Here is a 21,431-nt window from a genome sequence, read left to right as displayed (position 1 = left end):
TGTAAGGGTTTACATTTATTCATATAAATGATAATATTCTATTTAATAAAAACAAGGGGGTATAATATTGTTAAATTATAAATTTGAAAATTTAAAACCAAAAGTGCAATCTTTTTTGAAAGAAGATATTCAACTTTATATTAATGGCGCTTATTGTAATGCAAAAAAAGGCAAGCTGTTTGAAGTTTTGGATCCTTCTACTGAAAAAGTAATAACTAAAGTTCATGAAGCAGATGAAGTAGATATTGATTATGCAGTTGATTCAGCTAGAGCAGCTTTTGATACTGGTGAATGGACAAAAATGGAAGCGCATACAAGGAGTAATATTATTTATGCTTTTGCACAGTTGTTAAAAGCGCATCGAGAAGAACTGGCTCAACTTGAGTCTATTGATAGTGGTAAGCCATATGATGTTGCATTAGCTGATGATATTGATGGAACAATTCAACAATTTGAATATTATGCTGGATTTGCAACAAAAATTAGTGGTAAAACCACTCAAATTTCAAATGATTTAGTCAGTTATACGGTTCATGAACCTATTGGGGTTGTGGGACAAATTATTCCTTGGAATTTCCCGTTATTAATGGCTTCCTGGAAATTAGGTGCCGCGTTAGCTGTGGGTTGTACGATTGTTATTAAACCAGCGACTGAAACACCATTATCGTTATTGTATGCAGCTCAGTTATTTAAACAGGCAGGATTTCCTGATGGGGTTGTTAATATTGTGCCTGGACCTGGTAACACAGCAGGTGAGGCTATCGTTAATCATTCTAAAATAGATAAAATTGCTTTTACTGGTTCTACAAATGTAGGCAAGAATGTCATGAAGGGTGCAGCAGATGAAATAAAAAATGTCACATTAGAATTAGGTGGTAAATCGCCAGCTATTTTATTGAAAGATGCTGACTTAGATGAAGCGATCGAAGGTGCATTTGCTGGCACAATGTATAACCAAGGACAGAATTGTAGTGCTTGTACACGTGTTTATGTTCATAGAGATATTTATGAAACTGTTTTAGAGGGATTAAAGAAAAAAGCAGCGTCAATAAAACTAGGTCCAAGCATGGATGATAATTATAATATGGGACCATTGATTTCTAAAAGACAACAAGACAAGGTAATAGATTATATAGAAAAAGGAAAAAAAGAAGGTGCCAGATTAATATTTGGTGGTCAGCAAACATATGAACATGGCTATTATGTTGAACCTACTATTTTTGCAGATGTAGAAGATGATATGACCATTGCGAGAGAAGAAATATTTGGTCCAGTAATGTCTGTCTTTGTGTTTGATGATATTGATGAAGTCATTAATAGAGCTAATGATAGTCAGTATGGTTTAGCCTCTAGTGTTTGGACACAAAATATTAAACACGGTCATTATATATCTAAAAAGCTAGAAGCGGGAACAGTGTGGATTAACACGGTCGGTCTTGAAATAGAAACGATGCCATTCGGCGGTTATAAACAATCTGGTATTGGTAGAGAGATGGGCGGAGAGTATGGTTTACAAAGCTATACATCAGTTAAAAGTGTCATGATTAATATAGATTAAAATATAAAGAGATTAGGAGAATATATTATGTATAAACCTTATGGAATGATTGCAGCATTACCTACTCCAATGTTAGAAAACGGAGACATTGATTTTGAATCATTTGAAAAATTAATAGAACATGTGATTGCAGGTGGAATTCATGGTGTACTTGTCGGCGGTAGTACTGGAGAATATTCATTGATGACTTTCGAGGAACGGAAAAAAATCATAGCATTTGTAACATCCCAAGTGAATCAAAGAGTTCAAGTTATGGCTGGAACGGGGTGTCATAGGACACTTGATACAATCGAATTGACGAAATTTGCAGAACATGTTGGTGCAGACTCAGCATTAGTTATCAATCCGTATTATATGGTTACAAGTGACGATGGAATATTAGATCATTATAAAGCTGTAGCAAAAAACACTGACATTGGTATCGTTATTTATCATTATCCAGACGCAACAGGCGTAGAACTTTCACCTGAATTAATACATGAAATTAGTAAAATTGAAGGTGTGATTGGTATTAAAAATACAGCAGATGGTATTCATACATCTAAATTACTTAACCTAGTGAAAGATAATACAGATTTTGCGTTATTAAATGGTTTTGAAGATTTATTTTTACCTTCATTATCAATAGGAGCAAATGGTGCAATAGGGCTAGTACATAATTTAGTTCCGGATAAAATTGCAAAATTGTATGAGCTAGTCCAAGAAAATAATGTAAAAGAAGCTGCTGAATTAAATAAAAAATTACTGCCTTTATTTAATTTATTAGAAGAAGAAACTGTACCTGGAACAGTTAAAGCTGGTTTGAAAGCGTTAGGAATTTCAGACACTACATGTCGATTACCATTACAACCAGCATCTAAATCATTTGAGAAAAAAATGACACAATTATTGAATGAAATAAATAACTAAGTGCAAGAAAATTAGAATAAGAAGGTGCTAATATGAAAGATGTCATTATTATCGGTGGTGGATTGGCAGGATTATCAGCAGCATGGAGATTAAGTAACCACGATATACTATTATTAGAATCAGAAAATCGTGTTGGTGGACGTGTAATGTCTGAAAGACGTGGTAATTATTGGATGAATTGGGGTGGACACGTTTATGCTGGTGAAGGATCAGCAACTGACGATTTATTAAAATCGGTAGGTGTTAAATCATTACCAGTGCCTGGAAAACTTTCTGCTATGCATTTAAATGGAAAACTTTTATTAGATGGTCGAGTAGAATTATATCCATTTAGAGTACCTATGTCATGGAAATCGAGATTAGCAATGTTAACTGCAGGTGCAAAAGTAAGAGCTGCAGTGATGAAATATGCAAAAGTTGCTCAAAAGAAAGAAGTTGAAGATTATTGTGTCCAACAACAACGTATTTTAGATTTTATGAATAATAAAACATTTTCAGAATTCACAGGAAAATTACCGATTGATGCAGATGCTATTTTTAGACCAACCGTAAGTAGATCAACAGGTGAATCTGAACAAATTTCGGCTGGAGCAGGCATCGGTTACTTTCATATGATTTGGAATAAAAAAGGCGGGCTATCTCAAAATATAATGGGTGGGCCATCTACATTAACAAACACAATAGCCAACCATTTAAAAAATAAAGTTGAAATCAATGCACACGTACAAGAAATCATTCATAACCAAGACTTTGTAACAGTAAAGTATCAACAAAATGGAACTGAGTTTGTGGAAACTGCAAAGTACGCCATCATAACTACGCCGGCACCCATCACACGTAAAATCACAAAAAATTTAAGTGCAAAGCTAGATTATGCACTTAGCCAAATTAAATATGGACCGCATGTAAGTGCGTCATTTTTAACGAATGAACAAGGTAAACAAATTTGGGATGATGTATACGCATTTGCTACGCCGAAGCGGTCATTTGATATATTAATACACAATTCTAATGTCATTCATGCCCAACAGAAAAATCGTGAACAGGGTAGTAGTTTTATGACATTTTCACCTGCGAATAGAGGTAAAGCATTGATTGACAAATCTGAAGATGAAATATTAGAAATATACCTGAATGATTTAGAAGAGATTCTTCCTGGTTTTAGAGATTATGTTATAGAAGCTAAGGTGAATAAATTTCCTTATGGATCGGCGTATGTGTATCCTGGACGCGCTGATATACAATCAACATTAATAGAACCAGAAGGACGTTTATTTTTAGCAGGTGATTATTTAGGTACGTTTTATACTGAAACAGCCATTCAAACTGGGTATACCGCTGCGCAAAATATTAATAGTCTATTAGGTTTTACCAAAAATGAAGATTTACGAGAAGTTTTGTAAGCGTTTACAAAAATGATGTGGAGGCTTTTTTATGACAAATAAATCTATGGAGGATATGCCCTTTTGCAAATTTCACATGAAAATCTTTTCTTATGCGAGTGGCAGTTCTTTTGTTGATGGCTATAGTTTAGGAATTATAGCCATCGCACTTTCAGTAATGCAAAATGATTTTGAAATGTCTGTGACGATGGTTGGCTTACTAGGTATGGGGACATTAGCTGGGATGATCATTGGCGGTTTAGTTGGTGGTTATTTTACAGACATATTAGGACGTAAGAAAATGTTTATTATTGATATGTTGTTATTAGGTGTTTTTACCACTGCGCAATTTTTTGTTACAGATCCAATGCAGTTAGTAGTGTTGAGACTGTTGATTGGTATTGCTCTAGGTACAGATTATCCTATAGCTGGTTCATTAATGAGCGAATTTGCGCCTAAAAAGCATAGAGGAGCATTGTTAGGCGGCATTAATGCGTTTTGGTTTATTGGCTATGCCATTTCATATCTTGTTGGTTATTTTATGCTTCCATTAGGTGCAGATAGTTGGAGATGGATGTTATTAAGCGGGGCTTTACCGATTATCTTTTTATTATTAGCTCGACTTAATATGCCAGAATCTCCACATTGGTTAACAAAACAAGGTAAAAGTGTAGAAGCAGCCCAGATTGTTAAAAAAATATTTGGTGACGACGTGATTGTTTCAAATACAAACCATGAACATAAAAAAACAAGTTTGGCAGATATTTTTAAAAATGGTTATGGCAGACGTACATTTTTTGTTTCCATGTTTTGGTCATTACAAGTGATGACTACATTTGCTATTGGAACGTATATCCCTGAGATTCTTTCACAATTTGGATTCCATGAAGGTTCACAAAAATATTTAGGATCTGCTGTTATTAATATGTTTTATTTAATAGGTATTTTTCCAGCATTATACTTAGTTGAAAAATATGGAAGAAGACCTACTTTGATATGGCCCTTCTTGATTACTGCGCTAGCTTTGTTATCATTAGGTATAGTATCTGGTGGCAACGCTCCATTTTTAATGATACTTGTACTATTTATTATTTACGGTATTTTCAATACAGCTATGGGCAGTCATCAATGGATTTATCCATATGAACTATTCCCTACATATGTACGTGGTACAGGTGGAGGTTTTACTACTACTGTGAGTCGATCAGCATCTGCTTTAAGTACATTTTTCTTTCCGATGATTTTAGAAAATTATGGATTAAGTGTAACAATGTATATTTCATCGGCACTATTATTTATTGGTTTTATACTGTCGATTTATATGGCACCGGAAACAAAAGGGAAAAATTTAGAAGAGGCAGGAGCTATTTAGGTTGAAATTTAAAGTGTTGTGGTGTTTTTTAAGCATCGCTAAATGGCCTTGATTTGATTGAATATGATTGTTATATGTTGAATGAAGTGAAAAGTTGACTAGATGAACTGTACTTTCATCCTAGTTACTTTTGTTGGGCGGGACAAAGGAATCTACTAGAAAAGTATGATGTTTGTCTCGCTCTTATTTGCTTCGACATATGTATTTTTAATCTTTTAGCACAATGATTGTTTGTTTTGAAAACCTGATAAATAGTACATAGTAACTAACTTCGAAGGGGATGTATGATCAATGAGTAAAGATAATAAGGCAGCAGTTAAGACTGCGCTCGCTTATCTTAGTTTTATAGTTGGCGCAGGATTTACAACTGGCCAAGAACTTTTACAATTCTTTGTTAACCATGGAAATTATGCATATATTGCAGTGATTCTTACAGGTATTATTGTAACGTTTGCGACTAGGCAAATTTCAAAAATGGGTTATCGCTTGGATGCGAATACATATGAAATTTCATTGAACCATATTTTCGGAAAGTATGTAGGTAAGATTATTGATTATTTAACTATTTTCTTTTTATTTGGCTTAACTGTTGTTATGATTGCAGGCGGCGGCTCTGCACTTTATCAAGGATTTGGGCTTCCAATGTGGACAGGTTCATTAGCAATTGTAATTTTGCTTTTTATTGTGCTACAACTTAGATTTAATAAAATCATGACAATACTAAGTGTAGTGACACCATTTTTAGTCATCGCAGTTTTAGTGATTGCGGGCTATAATATTATCAATCCTACAATTCCATTTTCAGAGGTAGAACATTACACAAAACCATCTAAAACATCTAGTTCCATATGGTGGTGGGATGCGATTGTTTATGGAGGATTAATCATTGGCAATAGCTTTAGCTTCCTAACCATCGTTGGTAGTGATGCTATGAGTCATAAAACAGCACGCAGGGGAGCATTTTATGGTGGCCTATCTTTTAGTATATTGTTATTAATTATGACGTGTGGATTAATGGCTAATATCCACAACGCCAATAGTGTAGATATTCCTACATTATTATTGGCAAATGATATACATCCTTATATAGGTGTATTTATGTCAGCGGTGATGATTGGTGTTATTTTCAATAGCTGTATCGGTATGTTGTATCCATTTTTAAGTAGATTTACACGACCAAGTAGTAAAGGCTATGTTGCACTATTAACAATTTCTTTAATTGTGGCGTTTATCTTAAGTTTTATTGGCTTTGTCGATCTAGTGAATTTCGTGTTTAAAACATTCGGTTATATCGGCCTGTTTATCAGTGCTGCGCTATTAGTTAGATGGGTTTATAATAAATTTAGTGAAAAACGTTTAATGTAATCACTAAAAACATAAATAAAAGACGTATAGTAACCAATTTTGTATATAATTGGACTATACGTCTTTTTTATTTAAGATAGAAAGCTAGTAATTGCGTCGACTAGACTATAAAGACCTAAGAAAGTAACGATTAAAACGACAACAAAACCGATAATATTAAGCCAAATGTTATTGACAAAACGGCCCATTAGATTTTTCTTGTTGATGATAATAAAAATTAATATAGCAACGATGGGTAAAATAATACCATTTAAGGCTTGTGCCACTAATAATACTTCTAATGGTTCAAATCCGAGTGAGGATGTTGTAATACCAATAAGGATAATGACTGCAAAGACAATCTTGTATTTTTTGCTTTCCATGCCACCTTTCCACCCTAATAAGCTGCTTATTGTAGCTGCCGCTCCAGTAGGGGAAGCAATAGCAGATGAAAGCCCTGCTGCAAACAAACCGATGCTAATTGCAAAGGGAGCGGCATCGCCTAAAACAGGTTTGAGTGGACCAGAAAGTTGAATAATACTTTTGACTTCATCACCACGAATTAATGTGGCAGCAGCAATAAGAATAGCTGCTGAAATGATACCACCAACAGTAATCGAAATAATAGTATCCCAACGCGCAAATTTGAGTTCTTTTATACCATTAAAACGTTCGTGTACCGCTGTGGAATGGATGAAGAAATTATAAGGAACTACAGTCGTTCCGATTAATGCTATGACAGTTATTATAGAACCGTTCGGAATTGTAGGTACAAATACACCTTTTAAAATACCAAAAATATCAGGCTTAATGACGATCATAGTTGTAATAAAGATAATGCCCATGATGACCATCAAGAAAATCATTATTTTTTCTAAAAATTTATAATTACCAAATAACCCGATGAGTAAAATAATAAAACCGATAATAGGTGCTACTAGGTTTTCTGGTAAATTTAATAGATATGCTGCACCAAGTGAAGTTCCAATTAAATCGCCACTGATGTAAGCAGCACAACCAATGGTTACAGCTATTAATGTAAACCATACAATAATTAGTTTTCCTACTTTATGAGCGAATAATTCTTGTATCGCTTCGCCTAAACCTTCTCTTGTTACAAGAGATAGTCGAATAATCATTTCTTGGAGTACGATGGTTGCAACAATTGAGAATACAACAGCCCATAACAAGCTATAACCAAACCCCGCACCACCTTGTGTCATCGTTGTAACGGTTCCGGGACCTATAAATGAAGCGGTGATAATCATACCAGGACCGAGAGATTTAATAATCTTCCTTACATTTTTGACCAATGTCATCACCCCTCATTTATTTTGTGTTATTTAAATAATTCACATGTCCCGCAAGTACATATAATACAGCTGTTGAAACGAAGTGGGCAGAGTTCTGGTTAGCATCTTGCATTGGGTAAACTTCAACATAATCCATACCACATAAGCCTAATGCACCAAACTCATATATCATTGTTAATAGCTCATAAGAACTTAGTCCATTGCCATCTACTGGGCCACCTGGATTGAAGGCAAAGTCTAGTACATCACTGCAAATGGTTAAATATACGACATCTACATCTTTACTCGCCTGTGCATAAATATCTCTAGCATATTGTTTTAAATCCTTAGCAGCTCTAATATCATTGATCGTAAGTGTTACTGCACCAGCTTCTTGAGCGTAACGGCCTGTTTCTGGTTTGTTTCTAGGACCATGAATACCTGTATGAATGATACTTTCATTACGTATACCATCTGTTTCATATAGTCTCATGAATGGAGTGTTACGTGCGTAGGGTTCTCCTTCATAATCGGGCATGTTATCATAATGCGCATCCAAATGTATAATGCCCACTTTTTTACCCGTTTCCGCCAGTGACTTCAGAATAGGGTAAGTGACACCATGTTCACCACCAAAACCAACTAAAAATTTCTCACTTTCCCATAGCTTTTTAGTGAATTTTTCAATGTTTTCGTAGCTTTGTTGATTATTGTGCGCAACAAAAGGCACATCACCTACATCGCCCATTGTTAAATGTTCACTAATATCAATATGGTTTAATTCTGGTAAATATTGACTGTAACGTGCTGAGCAAACTCTAATTTGCTTTGGACCTAATTCAACGCCAGTATAGTCACCCCAAGTGCTTTCACCTTCAAAAGGCGCACCATAAATTATGACATCTGTATCTAAATTATCTGTAGATGTGAGATTTTTACTATTTAAAAAGCATGGTACATTACCATAAATATTGTTTTTCATATTGTATAACCTCCCCTTTGTTGTAAATAAGTATATATTGGATAATTTTTTATTTCAAATAAATTCAGAAAATTCTATTTTTAAACCTTTTGAAAATGTAAATATTTTAATAGGAAAGTATTTTTATATAGAAATTTAGTCTGAGTGTGAAAATTAATGTATAAAAAATAAGCTGATTCAAATTTGAATCAGCTTGTTGCAACATGGAATAGGGAATAAAGTATTATGCCCAACCACGGAAACGCGTTGCTTCAGCCGTACGTTTTAGACCTACAACATAAGCTGCTAAACGCATATCCATTTTTCTATTTTCTGCTAAATCATAAATTTTATTAAATGCTTCAACCATTTTTTCTTCAAGTTTCGTGATGATTTCTTCTTCCGACCAATAATAGCCTTGATTATTTTGCACCCATTCGAAGTAAGACACTGTTACACCACCTGCACTAGCAAGTACATCTGGTATGATTAAAACGTCACGGTGGGTTAATATTTTAGTCGCTTCTTGTGTCGTAGGGCCATTAGCTGCTTCTGCCACAATCTTAGCTTGAATTAAATGGGCGTTTGCTTCTGTAATTTGATTAGATAGTGCAGCAGGAATCAAAATGTCGCAGTCGAGTTCAAATAATTTTTCATTAGGAATGACGTCTTCAAATAATGGTGTTACACGACCATGTTGTTCTTTTAATGCTAGAAGATGTTCAATATCCAGCCCCTCAGGATTATATAAAGCGCCTCGACTTTCTGATATCGCGACAATTTTAGCCCCTTTATCATGCAAAATTTTAGCAATAAAACTTCCGGCATTGCCAAAACCTTGAATCGCTACACGAGAACCTTCGATATTAATATTTCGATGTTTCGCAGCTTCTTCAATTGTGATTACAGCACCTAGCGCTGTGGCTCGATTACGTCCTTGTGAACCACCTAATGAAAGCGGTTTGCCTGTAATAAATGCAAATGCATTTGAGCGGTTGATTTTACTGTATTCGTCCATCATCCAAGACATGATTTGTGGGTTTGTATAAACATCTGGTGCTGGAATATCACTGGCAGCTCCTACAAATTGTGAAATAGCTTTAACATAACCACGTGATAAACGTTCTAGTTCTAAATTACTCATTTCTCTTGGATCACATATGACACCACCTTTACCACCACCAAAAGGTAAGTTTGTGATGCCGCACTTCATTGTCATCCACATGGATAATGCTTTCACTTCTTCAACATTCACATCAGGATGGAAGCGGATACCACCTTTGGTAGGTCCTACGGCTTGATTGTGTTGTGCACGATAGCCTTTAAAAGTTTTAACGGTGCCATCATCCATACGCACAGGAATTCGTATTTCTAAAAATCTTAAAGGTTCTTTGACAAGTTCATACATACCATCGTCAAACCCTAATTTATGTAAGGCTTCTTTCATAATTTCTTGAGTCGAAGTTACTAAGTTATTGTTTTCTGTCATGTTTATCTCCTCTATCATTACTTCAATACTTATAAGTTACTTATATATAAATGTTATCGATAATAAGATATAAAATCAATACATAATGACTGAATTTTTATAAAAGTTTGAAAATTCAATTAATACAAAATATATGATTTTTTGGAGAGAAATTGTCTAGTTTTATGCTTGGATATGGGGTGATTATAGCCGAGAACTTTAAGTGATTGCTTATAGTGTTGAAAAACAGCGTCGTAAATTGATTAATTATACTGAAAAATTAATAGATATAGAAAAGTATATGATGCTGTAGATAGTAAAATTTAATGTTACTTAAATATGAATAATCGTTTATAGTTACAATCGACTTATAGGGGATGAGAAAATGGATAGTAATGATTAAATGCATGTATATTTATTATAAAGGCTATATTTTTTGTTACACATTGTACTGTAACTTGTCTATCTGAGTTAAGAACTATGCCATAATTTAACTACTTTATTATAGCTGTGAATCATTAGGAGACATACTTTTTTTAATTTGAATTATTTACAATTACCATAGACTTTAGCACACAACAAAGATATAGCACGTAAATATCATGATGTACAATGAAAGTAAAAATAAATAAAATAGTAAATTACTAATAAACTTTATGGTATAAATAAAACAATAGTGTAATAACACATTTTTATTTAAAATAATTTTGAAGAATAGTTGTAATTTTCAGAAAAAAATAATATTATACAATCAAACATTTTTGATTTATAGTATTTTGCAATTTGAAATTAAGGGGTATGATTTTAAGTTCTATATGTTGATTATGTTTTAAAACAAAGGAATTGGAGCAAATTTATGACAAATAAATTAAACAGAGAGTTAAGCAATAGACACATTCAACTTATTGCTATTGGTGGCGCCATTGGAACTGGCCTATTTTTAGGGGCGGGTCAGTCTATCAGTTTGACTGGACCATCGATATTACTCACTTACATAATTGTAGGTTTTGTTTTATTTTTATTTATGCGCGCAATGGGGGAAATGTTACTTGCTAATACGAAATACAAAACATTTGCAGATATAGCTCATGATCAAATTGGAGCTTTTGCTGGTTTTGTAACAGGATGGACGTACTGGTTAACATGGATAACTTCAGGTATGGCAGAAATTACAGCTGTTGCTAAATATGTAGAATATTGGGTTCCAGATTTACCAAATTGGATTACATCATTAGCTTGTATCTTGATACTCATGACTTTCAACTTAACGAGTACGAAAATGTTTGGTGAGTTAGAATTTTGGTTTGCCATTATTAAAGTTGTGACTATACTAGCACTCATAATTGTAGGTGTAGTGATGATTATATTTGCGATCCAAACGCCATTTGGAAAAACGAGTATATCTAATATTTATAGTAATGGTGGATTATTTACACATGGTGCTTCAGGTTTCTTTATGTCATTTCAAATGGTTGTTTTTTCATTTACAGGTATAGAAATTCTAGGTATTACAGCAGGTGAAACGAGAAATCCACATAAGACGATACCTAAAGCAATCAATAGTGTGCCTTTACGTATCTTATTGTTTTATGTAGGGGCTTTAGCAGTTATGATGTCAATTATTCCTTGGCAAGATATAGATCCGAACAATAGTCCATTTGTCAGCTTATTCGCGTTAATAGGCGTACCATTTGCGGCTGGTTTAATCAATTTTGTAGTACTTACTGCAGCATCATCAGCTTGTAATAGTGGTATTTTTGCGAATAGTAGAATACTATTTGGACTATCAGAAAAAGGTCAAACACACCATTTGCTAATGAAGACGAATCATAGAGGTGTCCCTTTTGTTGCAATACTTGTCACTTGTGCATTACTGTCTATAACTGTACTGTTAAATTATTTTATTCCAAATGCGACTCAAGTATTTTTCTATGTAACGGCAATTTCAACTATTTTGTTAGTTGTTGTATGGATGTTCATCATGCATGCGTATGCAAAATATGCGAAATCAAATCCTAACCATCACAAAGAAAGTCAGTTTAAGTTACCAGGTGGTATTCACACTGCAAGATTTGTACAATTATTCTTTGTCTTTGTGTTGTTGATATTGTTTATTGTACCTGACACAAGAATGGGTGTTGTATTATCACCAATATGGTTTATCATACTGGGGCTTATCTATTTTAATTACACGAAAAAAGAAAGAGCGATTCAATCACAAGTTAAAGAAAAAGTATAATAAAAATAATTTTAGGGAATATAACCAAAGTAATGATTACTGATAGGTTATATTCCTATTTTTAGGAGGGAAAAAATGGCAATACAGTATGCTAAAGATAAATCAGGCGTTTATCAAACAATAAATTTGAAAATTAAGAGTGACGTACATCGTATTTTTGATTATTTAAGTACTACAGAAGGGATACAGCAATGGTTTCCACAATTGTCATTTCAAGAACGAATAGAAGGCGGGAAAATGTTGTTTCACTTAGACGATAGTGAAGATTTAGAAATGCGTATTACACATTTCGAACCAAATAAAACGATTGGTTTTACATGGGATATTGGAAAAGTGAAATTTGAATTATTTGAACATCAATCATATGTAGAACTCATTTTTTATGAATATTTACCTTTTGAATTTCCACATATTACATTAGATTTTGCTGGTTGGCAATTCCAAACCGAAAGTATCAAAAGTATTGCCGAAACAGGCAAGCCATTATCACAACAGGATTGTGATTTTGATGCGAAAAAAACTGAAATTGAAGCCAGCTTAGCTGTGATTTAAAGTGAAAGGCATTAAAAATGCTTCCAAAACATAAGGCAAGCAAACGACAGTTCGTTTTCGTTTGCTTGCCTTATTAATGTGATACAAGTATATGGTAGATGACAAATTTTGTTACATCCACATTTAGATGATTAGATTATAAATGATTATATTAATAATTGTTGTTTTTAGCTGATTTTTTTCCATGTAATAGGAAATAAAGTACAATTGATAAAATAACGAGCGCAGCCATGGTGATATATAGGTTACGATAACCCATAATTGGAATAATCACACCTAAAATAAATGGTCCTATACCAGCGCCGAAATCTGCAAACATATAGAAAGTAGAAGTCGCGAGTCCAATTTTTTTAACTGGAGACTGTTGTATAGCAATGGCTTGTGCGCTTGGAATGATAGTACCATATCCAACGCCAATGAAAATTGCTGAAATAAGCAATAATAAACTTGTGTGTGTTGCGCTTAAAAGTATAAGTCCAAGCATGAAACTAATTAATACTGGATACATCACTTTATTTTCACCGTAATGATCATAAATTTTTCCAGTAAACGGACGTGTAACAAATGTACTTACTGCATATACAATAAAGAAGAAACTAGATGCCGTAGCAAGATTGATTTGTTCTGTATAAACAGTTAAAAATGATAGTACACTAGAATAAGCGATACCAACGAATATGATTACAACAGATATTGGTAATGCTTCTTTTTGGATATAAGCACTAAGTCCTTTTTCCTTGGAATCATTGTCTGTTGTTGACGGTTCTGCTTTTGGTAACCCATTGATAAACAATGAGATAACAAAAGCAAAAATAATGACTGCCAAGCTAACGATAAAAATAGATTCAAAACCAAATCTTTGATTTAATATAATACCAGTGAATGGTCCGATTGCTGAAGCGGTCGTTACGCTTAATGCATAATAACCGATACCTTCACCTTTTCGTTTATCTGGAATAATTCTAGATGAAATGGTTCCAGTTGCAGTTGACGATAAACCAAAAGCAATACCATGCAGTAATCTTACGATCATTAATATAAGAAGACTGTTGATTGCAAAGTATAAGCCAACTGTAATAATTGAGAAAATAATACCATATATTAATACTTTTTTAGGCTGCAGATTATCGATGATTCTGCCAGAAACTAAGCGTCCAAATAACATACCGATGATAAATATACCAGCTGCTAAACCACCCATACTTTCTGAAGCGTGGTATTTATCAATTGTAAATATAGTGACAGTTACGATTAATGTATAATGGATTAAATACATTAAAAAGTTTGTCATTGTAATGAAGATAAAATCTTTTGACCAGAGTTTATCGTACATATTTAATACCGTCCTTTAATATAAATTTTTTCAACCATCATTTATTATAATAGATAATGTATACTAATGTATAATTAGAATTTTTTAAGTTTACATAAGCTTTACTGATATAAGGAGGATACAATGAATTTTGAACAATTATCGTATGTTAAAAAGATTTATGAGTTAGAATCTATTGTTCACGCTTCGGAAGCAATGCATATTAGCCAATCAGCGATGAGTCAGTCTATTGCTAATTTAGAGTCAGAGTTAGGGTATAAAATTTTTAATCGTTCACGTAAAGGGACATTGCCAACGGAAGTTGGAAAGCGACTTATACCTTTAATTATAGATATTTTAGAAGCTCAGACGAGTTTATTATCGGAAGTAGAGGCATTGCATAGTAATATCAAAGGTTCATTAAAAATAGCGACGATACCAACCTTATTTAATAAAATTGTACCAAAAGCTTTATCAAATTTTAAAAAAGACTATGCGCATATTGACGTAGAAGTATTTGAAAGTGATAGACAAGAAATTATAAAAATGATTGAAAATAATGAGATTGATATCGGACTTATAGGAAAAACTGAAAATGAAACTTTTAGTCATCACATCGTCCCACACTCATTGAATTTATCTACTGACTTTAAATTAATTGTACCTAAAAAATCTAAACTTTCATTAAAAAGCATGGTTGAAATGGAATCAATTAAACAATTTCCTTTTGTCTTGTATGATCGCAATTTTTATCATAATAATTTTAAAGCATTTGAAGATGAAAATGGTCCATTAAAAATTGTGTTTAGAACGAATAATCCAAGTGTATTGATTAAAACAGTTTCCGAGGGGTTGGGTGTAAGTATTGTATCGAGTTTGATGCTAGAAGATGATCCGTTCATACTTAATGGTTTGATTGAGATGCTCCCCATTGGCTCACCATTTGATTATTATATTTATTTTACAGCTTTAACAAATGTTGATCGCGTGAACGAACAAACCATTCGTACTTTTATTGAGTATTTGAAAAATTAAAGTCCCACTTCCCAACTTGTTGGGTTAGTGGGACTTATGCATGAGCGAAAGCTCAAGTAACCCTTTAAAGCACTTCCCAACTTGTTGGGTTAGTGGGACTTATGCATGAGCGGAAGCTCAGGTAAACCTTTGAAACACTTCCCAACTTGTTGGGTTAGTGGGACTTATGCATGAGCGGAAGCTCAGGTAAACCTTTGTATTTTGAAGTTAAAGTACTAACATAATGATCATACTAGCGGAACTATAAAACTTATGAGTGGATTTTATCGACGAATTGATAAAATTGTGTAATATCCGACAATTGTTGATTACATTTGATACTGTCAAAACAAATATAGTCACCTTTTTTGGTATATTGTCCATCACCAGAAGTACGTGTTTTACGCATAAATAGAGCGACATTAGATTCTTTATTACAAATTGCGCAATAGCCCTTAACGGTTTGGTTAGCAATGTCGCCATAAAAACCTGTTAAAGTTCCTTGCTCGTTATAATAGATGATAAATTTTCTGTTTGAAGCGATATCGTTCCATCCGATATAAGTACTTTCCAAAAGAATTTCATCACTAATAAGCGGTGATTTAAGTTTTTTAATTTTACGAAAAGTTTTTTCGACTTGTTTTTTTGAAGGGTGTTCAAAGGGTATAACGTATGTCTGTAAAATTTCTAATATTTTATCTACTTGTACTTTAGTAATACGTATGTTCATTAATTTTTCAATCGCTTCAGTCAACGTATCATCTGTTTGATGAAACTGCTGATAAATGTCTATTTTAGTTGTTTCTTTTATAGAAGCAATTGTATTTAAGTCATTTACTGATTTATAAGCATTAAGTAAATGTGCGATTCGTTCTTTAATATAGTTAAATTGATATGGATAAATTTGTTTTTCCAATTTTTTTAAATTCCTTTCACATTATAATTCTTAAAAGCAAAAGATGCTTTGTGAAAAGAAATTTTAAACAAAGCATCATACTATAGACAGTAATTGCTTTGTATTAATAATGAAGCATTGTTATGCAACATATCATCATCTCCACATATTGTATTTGTTTGTTTTATATCAAATTACCAAAGAAATGTCAAAATCTATATATTATAAAAATTTCCTATATAGCGAGAAGTCAAAAGCTTAACAATCATTAGCTTACAACGACAATATCGTAAAATATAATTAGTTGATTCATGTACACGCGTAGTATACAAAAAAGCGCTTTTATAGTACAATGTTTGTAAATGATAGATGTTTGTCCACTACGAAAATACATTACGATTTCTGTAATAAACAAGGGAGTTTTTGATTATGAAAAAGATAATGATTACAGGTGCTTTAGGTCAAATTGGTACTGAGCTCGTAGTAAAATGTAGAGCGTTATATGGCAATGATAATGTACTTGCCACAGATATTAGAGAGCCAGAAACAGGTTCGGCGATTGCTAATGGACCATTTGAAATTTTAGATGTTACAGATAAAAACAGAATGACGGAAATTGTTGAGTCTTTTAAACCAGATACATTTATGCATATGGCGGCATTATTATCTGCAACAGCTGAAAAAAATCCACAATTTGCATGGGATTTAAATATGGGTGGTCTTTTAAATGCTTTAGAAGTAGCTCGAGAATATGACTTACAGTTCTTTACACCAAGTTCAATTGGAGCTTTTGGACCTTCAACACCGAAAGTGAACACACCACAGGTTACGATTCAACGACCAACTTCTATGTATGGCGTTAACAAAGTTGCTGGTGAGCTATTATGCCAATATTACTTTGATAAATTTGGTGTAGATACAAGAAGTGTTAGATTCCCTGGATTAATATCACATATTAAAGAGCCTGGTGGCGGTACAACAGATTATGCAGTAGATATTTATTTTAAAGCAGTTCGTGAAGGTCAGTATACAAGCTATATTGCTAAAGATACATTTATGGATATGATGTATATGGAAGATGCAATTGACGCTATTATCAAGTTAATGGAAGCAGACGGCGTAAAATTAATTAATCGTAACGCCTATAATTTGAGTGCGATGAGCATTGAACCAGAAATGGTCAAAGCGGCAATTCAAGAGCATTACCCAGATTTTAAATTAAATTACGAAGTTGACCCAGACAGACAAGGTATTGCTGACAGTTGGCCAAATAGTATTGATACAAGTTGTGCTAGAGCAGAGTGGGGCTTTAATCCTAAATATGATTTGACTAAAATGACAGAAGTTATGCTTAAAGAAATCTCAAATAAAGATAAAGTAAGATAATTACTTTTGAAATAATCGATGACAAAGCGATTAAGGTATAAACTTTTAAAAAGTAAGAGCGCTAATTCACTTTGGATTAGTGCTTTTTATATTTGAAGTTATATCATCATGTACGTGAATGCTTCTTGTCTGATATATGGTTTAGCCATATAATCTTGCAGTTATGACGTTCCTTGAGTGTTAGTGTTGTACAATACCTTTGTACAGCTTTTAATACTCAAAAAAGCCTTTTTCCTATCGTTCACTACACAATATCAATGAAAATTTTGAACTTAGTTACTAATATTAATAGATTGTGAAATATCAATATCGATTTCCGTAGTATCTCAAAAAATGTGAACGTTCATGCTTTAATCAGTGACATCTATGTATTATCTTCTATATGATGTTACACTTGAATCAATTAATTTCATTAGTTTAACCAAAGATGTTGTTATTTTTTAAATTTTTTGAAAATTATTGAATGAAACTATTCTGATTGGTATAATTTAATGTATTAGTTATTAATAGAACATTGGAGGAAACAGTCATGTCAGAAAAAATAAAATTGATACAGCGTGAAAGCCTTAAAGAAAAACCAGATCCAAGTAATTTAGGATTTGGGGAATATTTCACAGATTATATGCTAAGTTTCGATTACGATACTGATCAAGGATGGCATGATTTGAAAATTGTGCCTTATGGACCGATTGAACTTTCTCCAGCGGCCCAAGTATTACATTATGGACAAGCAGTATTCGAAGGATTGAAAGCTTATAAACATGACGACGAAGTAGATTTATTCCGTCCATCTGAAAATTTTAAACGTATTAACAATTCTTTAGCACGTCTAGATATGCCTCAAGTTGATGAAGATACGTTATTAGAAGGTTTAAAACAATTAGTAGATATCGAACGTGATTGGGTACCAGAAGGAGAAGGACAATCATTATACATACGACCATATGTATTTGCTACAGAGGGTATTTTAGGTGTACGACCTTCATATTCATATAAATTATTAATTATTTTATCACCTTCAGGTTCTTATTACGGTGGTGACTCTTTAAATCCGACAAAAATTTATGTAGAAGATGAATATGTACGTGCAGTCCGTGGTGGTGTTGGTCATGCAAAAGTAGCTGGTAACTATGCGGCTAGCCTTTTAGCACAAACAAATGCATCAGCACAAGGCTATGACCAAGTACTATGGTTAGATGGTGTAGAGCAGAAATATGTGGAAGAAGTCGGCAGTATGAATATCTTCTTTGTAGAAAATGGAAAAGTGGTAACACCTGCATTAAATGGTAGTATTTTACCAGGTATCACACGAAAAACAGTTATTGAATTAGCGCAAAACTTAGGTTATGAGGTAGAAGAACGTCGTGTATCTATCGATGAATTGATTGAAGCGCATCATAATGGTGAATTGACTGAGGTGTTCGGTACTGGAACAGCAGCGGTGATTTCACCAGTTGGTCAATTAAAATACGGCGATACTGAAATCGTTATTAATAATAATGAAACAGGAGAAGTAACTCAAAATTTATATGATCATTATGTTGGTATTCAAAGTGGTAAGCTTGAGGATCCGAATGGTTGGAGAGTAGTCGTACCAAGATATTAAATTTCTCCCCAAAAGATAACAATAAACAGCACAATAAAAGGAGCAAGTCAGAAATCTCACGTTACTAAAGATTTCAGCGTCTTGCTCCTTCTTTTTTGTTGAAAACTATTAACAGACAGTCTGCGATGGTTTAACTTAATGCCAATATTTAAATAGCGGGCCATCTTTGCCATATATTGGATCTGTGTCAGGTAAACTTGCGTTTTTGATGTTCTCTATATTTTGTGGCCATTCGTCAGGGTTTCCAGTACAAAAATCATAATCTTGACCATTTGGATAGGCACCTATTACTGCAAAATTATGGTAACTGTGAACTCGTTTATGACCATAACCAGCTGGTATGATAATGACATCGCCTTGCTGAATATCTACATGAGGACCAAATTCACCACCTAGTTGTACGATGGCATTTCCTGAAACGACAATTAGGACTTCATGTGTATTGCTATGATAATGATGTACTGGAAATATGCCGCTACGCCAAGCGTTTGACCAATTGTTTTTATTTAAAATATCTAGAGGACTTTCTTCTTGTTTGATTACATTTTTATATAGCAGTACGGCATATTTAGGGTTGTTTGGAATTGAATCATCACTGTCGCAAGAAATGGTTTCGATTTGAACATTAGGGTTAGGTACCAAACTATTCACCTCTTTTATGGTATTACTATAACTCATAACCTAAATATTAGGATTTTAAACGGTGTTCACAGTCAGTATGTTAGTTGAGTTATTTGTTTTAGGAACGATTTTTATATTAAAATTAAGTAGTAAGTTGAGGGATACATATTGTTAAACATAGGAGCTGTTTAAAACATGGAATGGATATTATTTGATAAAGATGGCACAATCATATATTTTGATCGCAGTTGGATGAAAATCGGATTGCAACTCGTTGATGATTTTATGGAAACATATAAGGATGCAATTGACGATATAGATGAAGGTTACGCGTATTTAGGTGTTATAGATGGTGAAATTCAACCAGGTACGATTATGGCTTCAGGTGCATTAGATGAAATGATTGAGGCATTTTGTAAAATTGCAAATCAAGATGTAACAAGTTGGGCTCAACAAAGAAGTCAAGTGCTCGTCGATAATAGGGTGCCAGAAAATGTTTTAGTTGAAGGCATCAGTGAAACATTAGATACGTTAAAGCAAAGAGGTTACAAACTAGGTATTGTGACAAGTGATTCTAAAAGAGGGGTAGAACAATTCTTGGAATACACGCAATTCGACCATTACTTCGATATTGTGATTTCTACTGAAGCGGATGCCGTTGAAAAACCAAATCCTGAAGTGCTAAATCCACTTTTTTATAGATATGATGTAGAACCTGAAAATGTAGCCATTATCGGTGATACTGCGAATGATATCCAAACTGGCATCAATGCTAAATTAGGGTTGAAAGTTGCAGTTTTAACAGGTGTTGGTTTAAAAGAATCATTTACTAAAGCGGATTATATTTTTGAAACTGCAAATAGTGTAGTGGACATATTATAATAATAGGACTAATCCACAAAATATAGGAGCGGGACAGAAATCTAATTTTATTAAATAGATTTCGTCGTTCCACCTTGGCAAGTATGGCTAGAATTGAAAAAACTTGATTTAAAGCGCATTTTCAGTTCAATCACCTACTGTCAATATGGGATTGGGCTGGCACGAATCCATTATGTCTTAGTCTCTATTTGTAAAAAAACGTAAACGAGGTGGTTGAATGATTGATGGAAGATATGCAAATTATCGCGGTGAAACATATAAAGTTGTAGAAATTGTAAGTAATGAAGTATTGTTAGTCACTGAGGATGAACGAGCTACGGAACATGGTTTTGAAGCACAAACGCATCGTCACGCTGCACATACATTATATTATAAACATGTAGCGAGAGATGATGTTGATGAACTTTATGAACTATATCAAGAAGCGAGATATAGTGGTGCTATTTTTGATTTATATCAAGACTTAGAGGGGCAATTATATATAGGTACTGAAGACGAAGATAAAGCAAGTACATTTGGTCTCGACCAAACTGATGAATATTATTATAGTAAGTATGTAGATGAAGACGAGATAGAAAAGATTATTTATCGTAAACATATTGAATAAAGTCCCACTTCCCAACTTGTTGGGTTAGTGG

General features: G+C 33.4%; 18 protein-coding genes. 12 read left to right on the top strand and 6 right to left on the bottom strand.

The features are described from left to right. Positions 1–67: 67 nt before the first annotated feature. From HMPREF2586_RS03945 to HMPREF2586_RS03925, 5 genes are all read left to right on the top strand, one after another. A complete protein-coding gene (locus tag HMPREF2586_RS03945) occupies positions 68–1,558 on the top strand; it encodes an aldehyde dehydrogenase family protein (protein WP_070039444.1) in 1,491 nt (496 codons plus the stop codon). A gap of 27 nt (positions 1,559–1,585) precedes the next feature. Then, positions 1,586–2,467: a 4-hydroxy-tetrahydrodipicolinate synthase gene (gene dapA, locus HMPREF2586_RS03940; RefSeq protein ID WP_070039443.1), complete on the top strand. Its 882-nt coding sequence runs from the start codon at positions 1,586–1,588 to the stop codon at positions 2,465–2,467. Positions 2,468–2,499: 32 nt separating this feature from the next. After that, a complete protein-coding gene (locus tag HMPREF2586_RS03935) occupies positions 2,500–3,870 on the top strand; it encodes a flavin monoamine oxidase family protein (RefSeq protein WP_070812638.1) in 1,371 nt (456 codons plus the stop codon). 76 nt (positions 3,871–3,946) lie between these two features. Beyond that, on the top strand, positions 3,947–5,221 hold the full coding sequence (locus HMPREF2586_RS03930) for an MFS transporter (RefSeq protein ID WP_256324332.1): 1,275 nt from the start codon (positions 3,947–3,949) through the stop codon (positions 5,219–5,221). Positions 5,222–5,512: 291 nt separating this feature from the next. Next, positions 5,513–6,586 (top strand): YkvI family membrane protein, encoded by a 1,074-nt coding sequence (locus HMPREF2586_RS03925; RefSeq protein WP_070657524.1) that lies wholly within the window; start codon positions 5,513–5,515, stop codon positions 6,584–6,586. 71 nt (positions 6,587–6,657) lie between these two features. Here HMPREF2586_RS03925 and HMPREF2586_RS03920 read toward each other — a convergent pair whose 3' ends face one another. The 3 genes from HMPREF2586_RS03920 to HMPREF2586_RS03910 form a co-directional block, all read right to left on the bottom strand. Continuing rightward, positions 6,658–7,833 carry an Nramp family divalent metal transporter gene (locus HMPREF2586_RS03920; protein ID WP_371090922.1) on the bottom strand — a complete coding sequence of 392 codons (1,176 nt, stop codon included), beginning with the start codon at positions 7,831–7,833 and terminating at the stop codon, positions 6,658–6,660. A 61-nt stretch (positions 7,834–7,894) separates the two neighbouring features. After that, complete coding sequence (locus HMPREF2586_RS03915) at positions 7,895–8,839, bottom strand: agmatinase family protein (RefSeq protein ID WP_040029920.1); 945 nt, start codon at positions 8,837–8,839, stop codon at positions 7,895–7,897. Between the two features lie 223 nt (positions 8,840–9,062). Continuing rightward, entirely contained in the window at positions 9,063–10,307 is a 1,245-nt protein-coding gene (locus tag HMPREF2586_RS03910) for a Glu/Leu/Phe/Val family dehydrogenase (protein WP_070657526.1), read from the bottom strand. A gap of 835 nt (positions 10,308–11,142) precedes the next feature. Between HMPREF2586_RS03910 and HMPREF2586_RS03905 the strand changes: the two genes are divergently transcribed. After that, complete coding sequence (locus HMPREF2586_RS03905; protein ID WP_070657528.1) at positions 11,143–12,525, top strand: amino acid permease; 1,383 nt, start codon at positions 11,143–11,145, stop codon at positions 12,523–12,525. Positions 12,526–12,600: 75 nt separating this feature from the next. Further along, positions 12,601–13,077, top strand: a complete 477-nt coding sequence (locus tag HMPREF2586_RS03900; protein WP_040029923.1) for an SRPBCC domain-containing protein — start codon at positions 12,601–12,603, stop codon at positions 13,075–13,077. Positions 13,078–13,228: 151 nt separating this feature from the next. On the opposite strand, the gene HMPREF2586_RS03895 is transcribed toward HMPREF2586_RS03900, so the two are convergent. Next, positions 13,229–14,410: an MFS transporter gene (locus HMPREF2586_RS03895; RefSeq protein ID WP_070657531.1), complete on the bottom strand. Its 1,182-nt coding sequence runs from the start codon at positions 14,408–14,410 to the stop codon at positions 13,229–13,231. A 123-nt stretch (positions 14,411–14,533) separates the two neighbouring features. Between HMPREF2586_RS03895 and HMPREF2586_RS03890 the strand changes: the two genes are divergently transcribed. Beyond that, a complete protein-coding gene (locus HMPREF2586_RS03890) occupies positions 14,534–15,424 on the top strand; it encodes a LysR family transcriptional regulator (RefSeq protein WP_040029925.1) in 891 nt (296 codons plus the stop codon). Positions 15,425–15,674: 250 nt separating this feature from the next. Here the strand turns inward: HMPREF2586_RS03890 and fusF are convergent, their stop codons facing one another. Beyond that, positions 15,675–16,319, bottom strand: coding sequence for a fusidic acid resistance EF-G-binding protein FusF (fusF, locus tag HMPREF2586_RS03885; RefSeq protein ID WP_070657533.1), 645 nt, complete (start codon positions 16,317–16,319; stop codon positions 15,675–15,677). Between the two features lie 408 nt (positions 16,320–16,727). Between fusF and HMPREF2586_RS03880 the strand changes: the two genes are divergently transcribed. Continuing rightward, positions 16,728–17,684 carry an NAD-dependent epimerase/dehydratase family protein gene (locus HMPREF2586_RS03880; RefSeq protein ID WP_046207245.1) on the top strand — a complete coding sequence of 319 codons (957 nt, stop codon included), beginning with the start codon at positions 16,728–16,730 and terminating at the stop codon, positions 17,682–17,684. Between the two features lie 529 nt (positions 17,685–18,213). Beyond that, on the top strand, positions 18,214–19,290 hold the full coding sequence (locus HMPREF2586_RS03875; RefSeq protein ID WP_070657535.1) for a branched-chain amino acid aminotransferase: 1,077 nt from the start codon (positions 18,214–18,216) through the stop codon (positions 19,288–19,290). Between the two features lie 135 nt (positions 19,291–19,425). Here HMPREF2586_RS03875 and HMPREF2586_RS03870 read toward each other — a convergent pair whose 3' ends face one another. Next, complete coding sequence (locus HMPREF2586_RS03870) at positions 19,426–19,968, bottom strand: cupin domain-containing protein (protein WP_064209861.1); 543 nt, start codon at positions 19,966–19,968, stop codon at positions 19,426–19,428. Between the two features lie 138 nt (positions 19,969–20,106). On the opposite strand from HMPREF2586_RS03870, the gene HMPREF2586_RS03865 reads away from it, so the two are divergent. Next, on the top strand, positions 20,107–20,793 hold the full coding sequence (locus tag HMPREF2586_RS03865) for an HAD family hydrolase (protein ID WP_070657538.1): 687 nt from the start codon (positions 20,107–20,109) through the stop codon (positions 20,791–20,793). Between the two features lie 217 nt (positions 20,794–21,010). Then, positions 21,011–21,400 carry a hypothetical protein gene (locus HMPREF2586_RS03860; RefSeq protein WP_046207248.1) on the top strand — a complete coding sequence of 130 codons (390 nt, stop codon included), beginning with the start codon at positions 21,011–21,013 and terminating at the stop codon, positions 21,398–21,400. Positions 21,401–21,431 lie beyond the last annotated feature (31 nt).

The organism is Staphylococcus sp. HMSC034G07, from assembly GCF_001835975.1.
GTDB classification, from domain to species: Bacteria; Bacillota; Bacilli; order Staphylococcales; family Staphylococcaceae; genus Staphylococcus; species Staphylococcus ureilyticus.
This window is presented reverse-complemented; position numbering and strand designations above follow the sequence as displayed.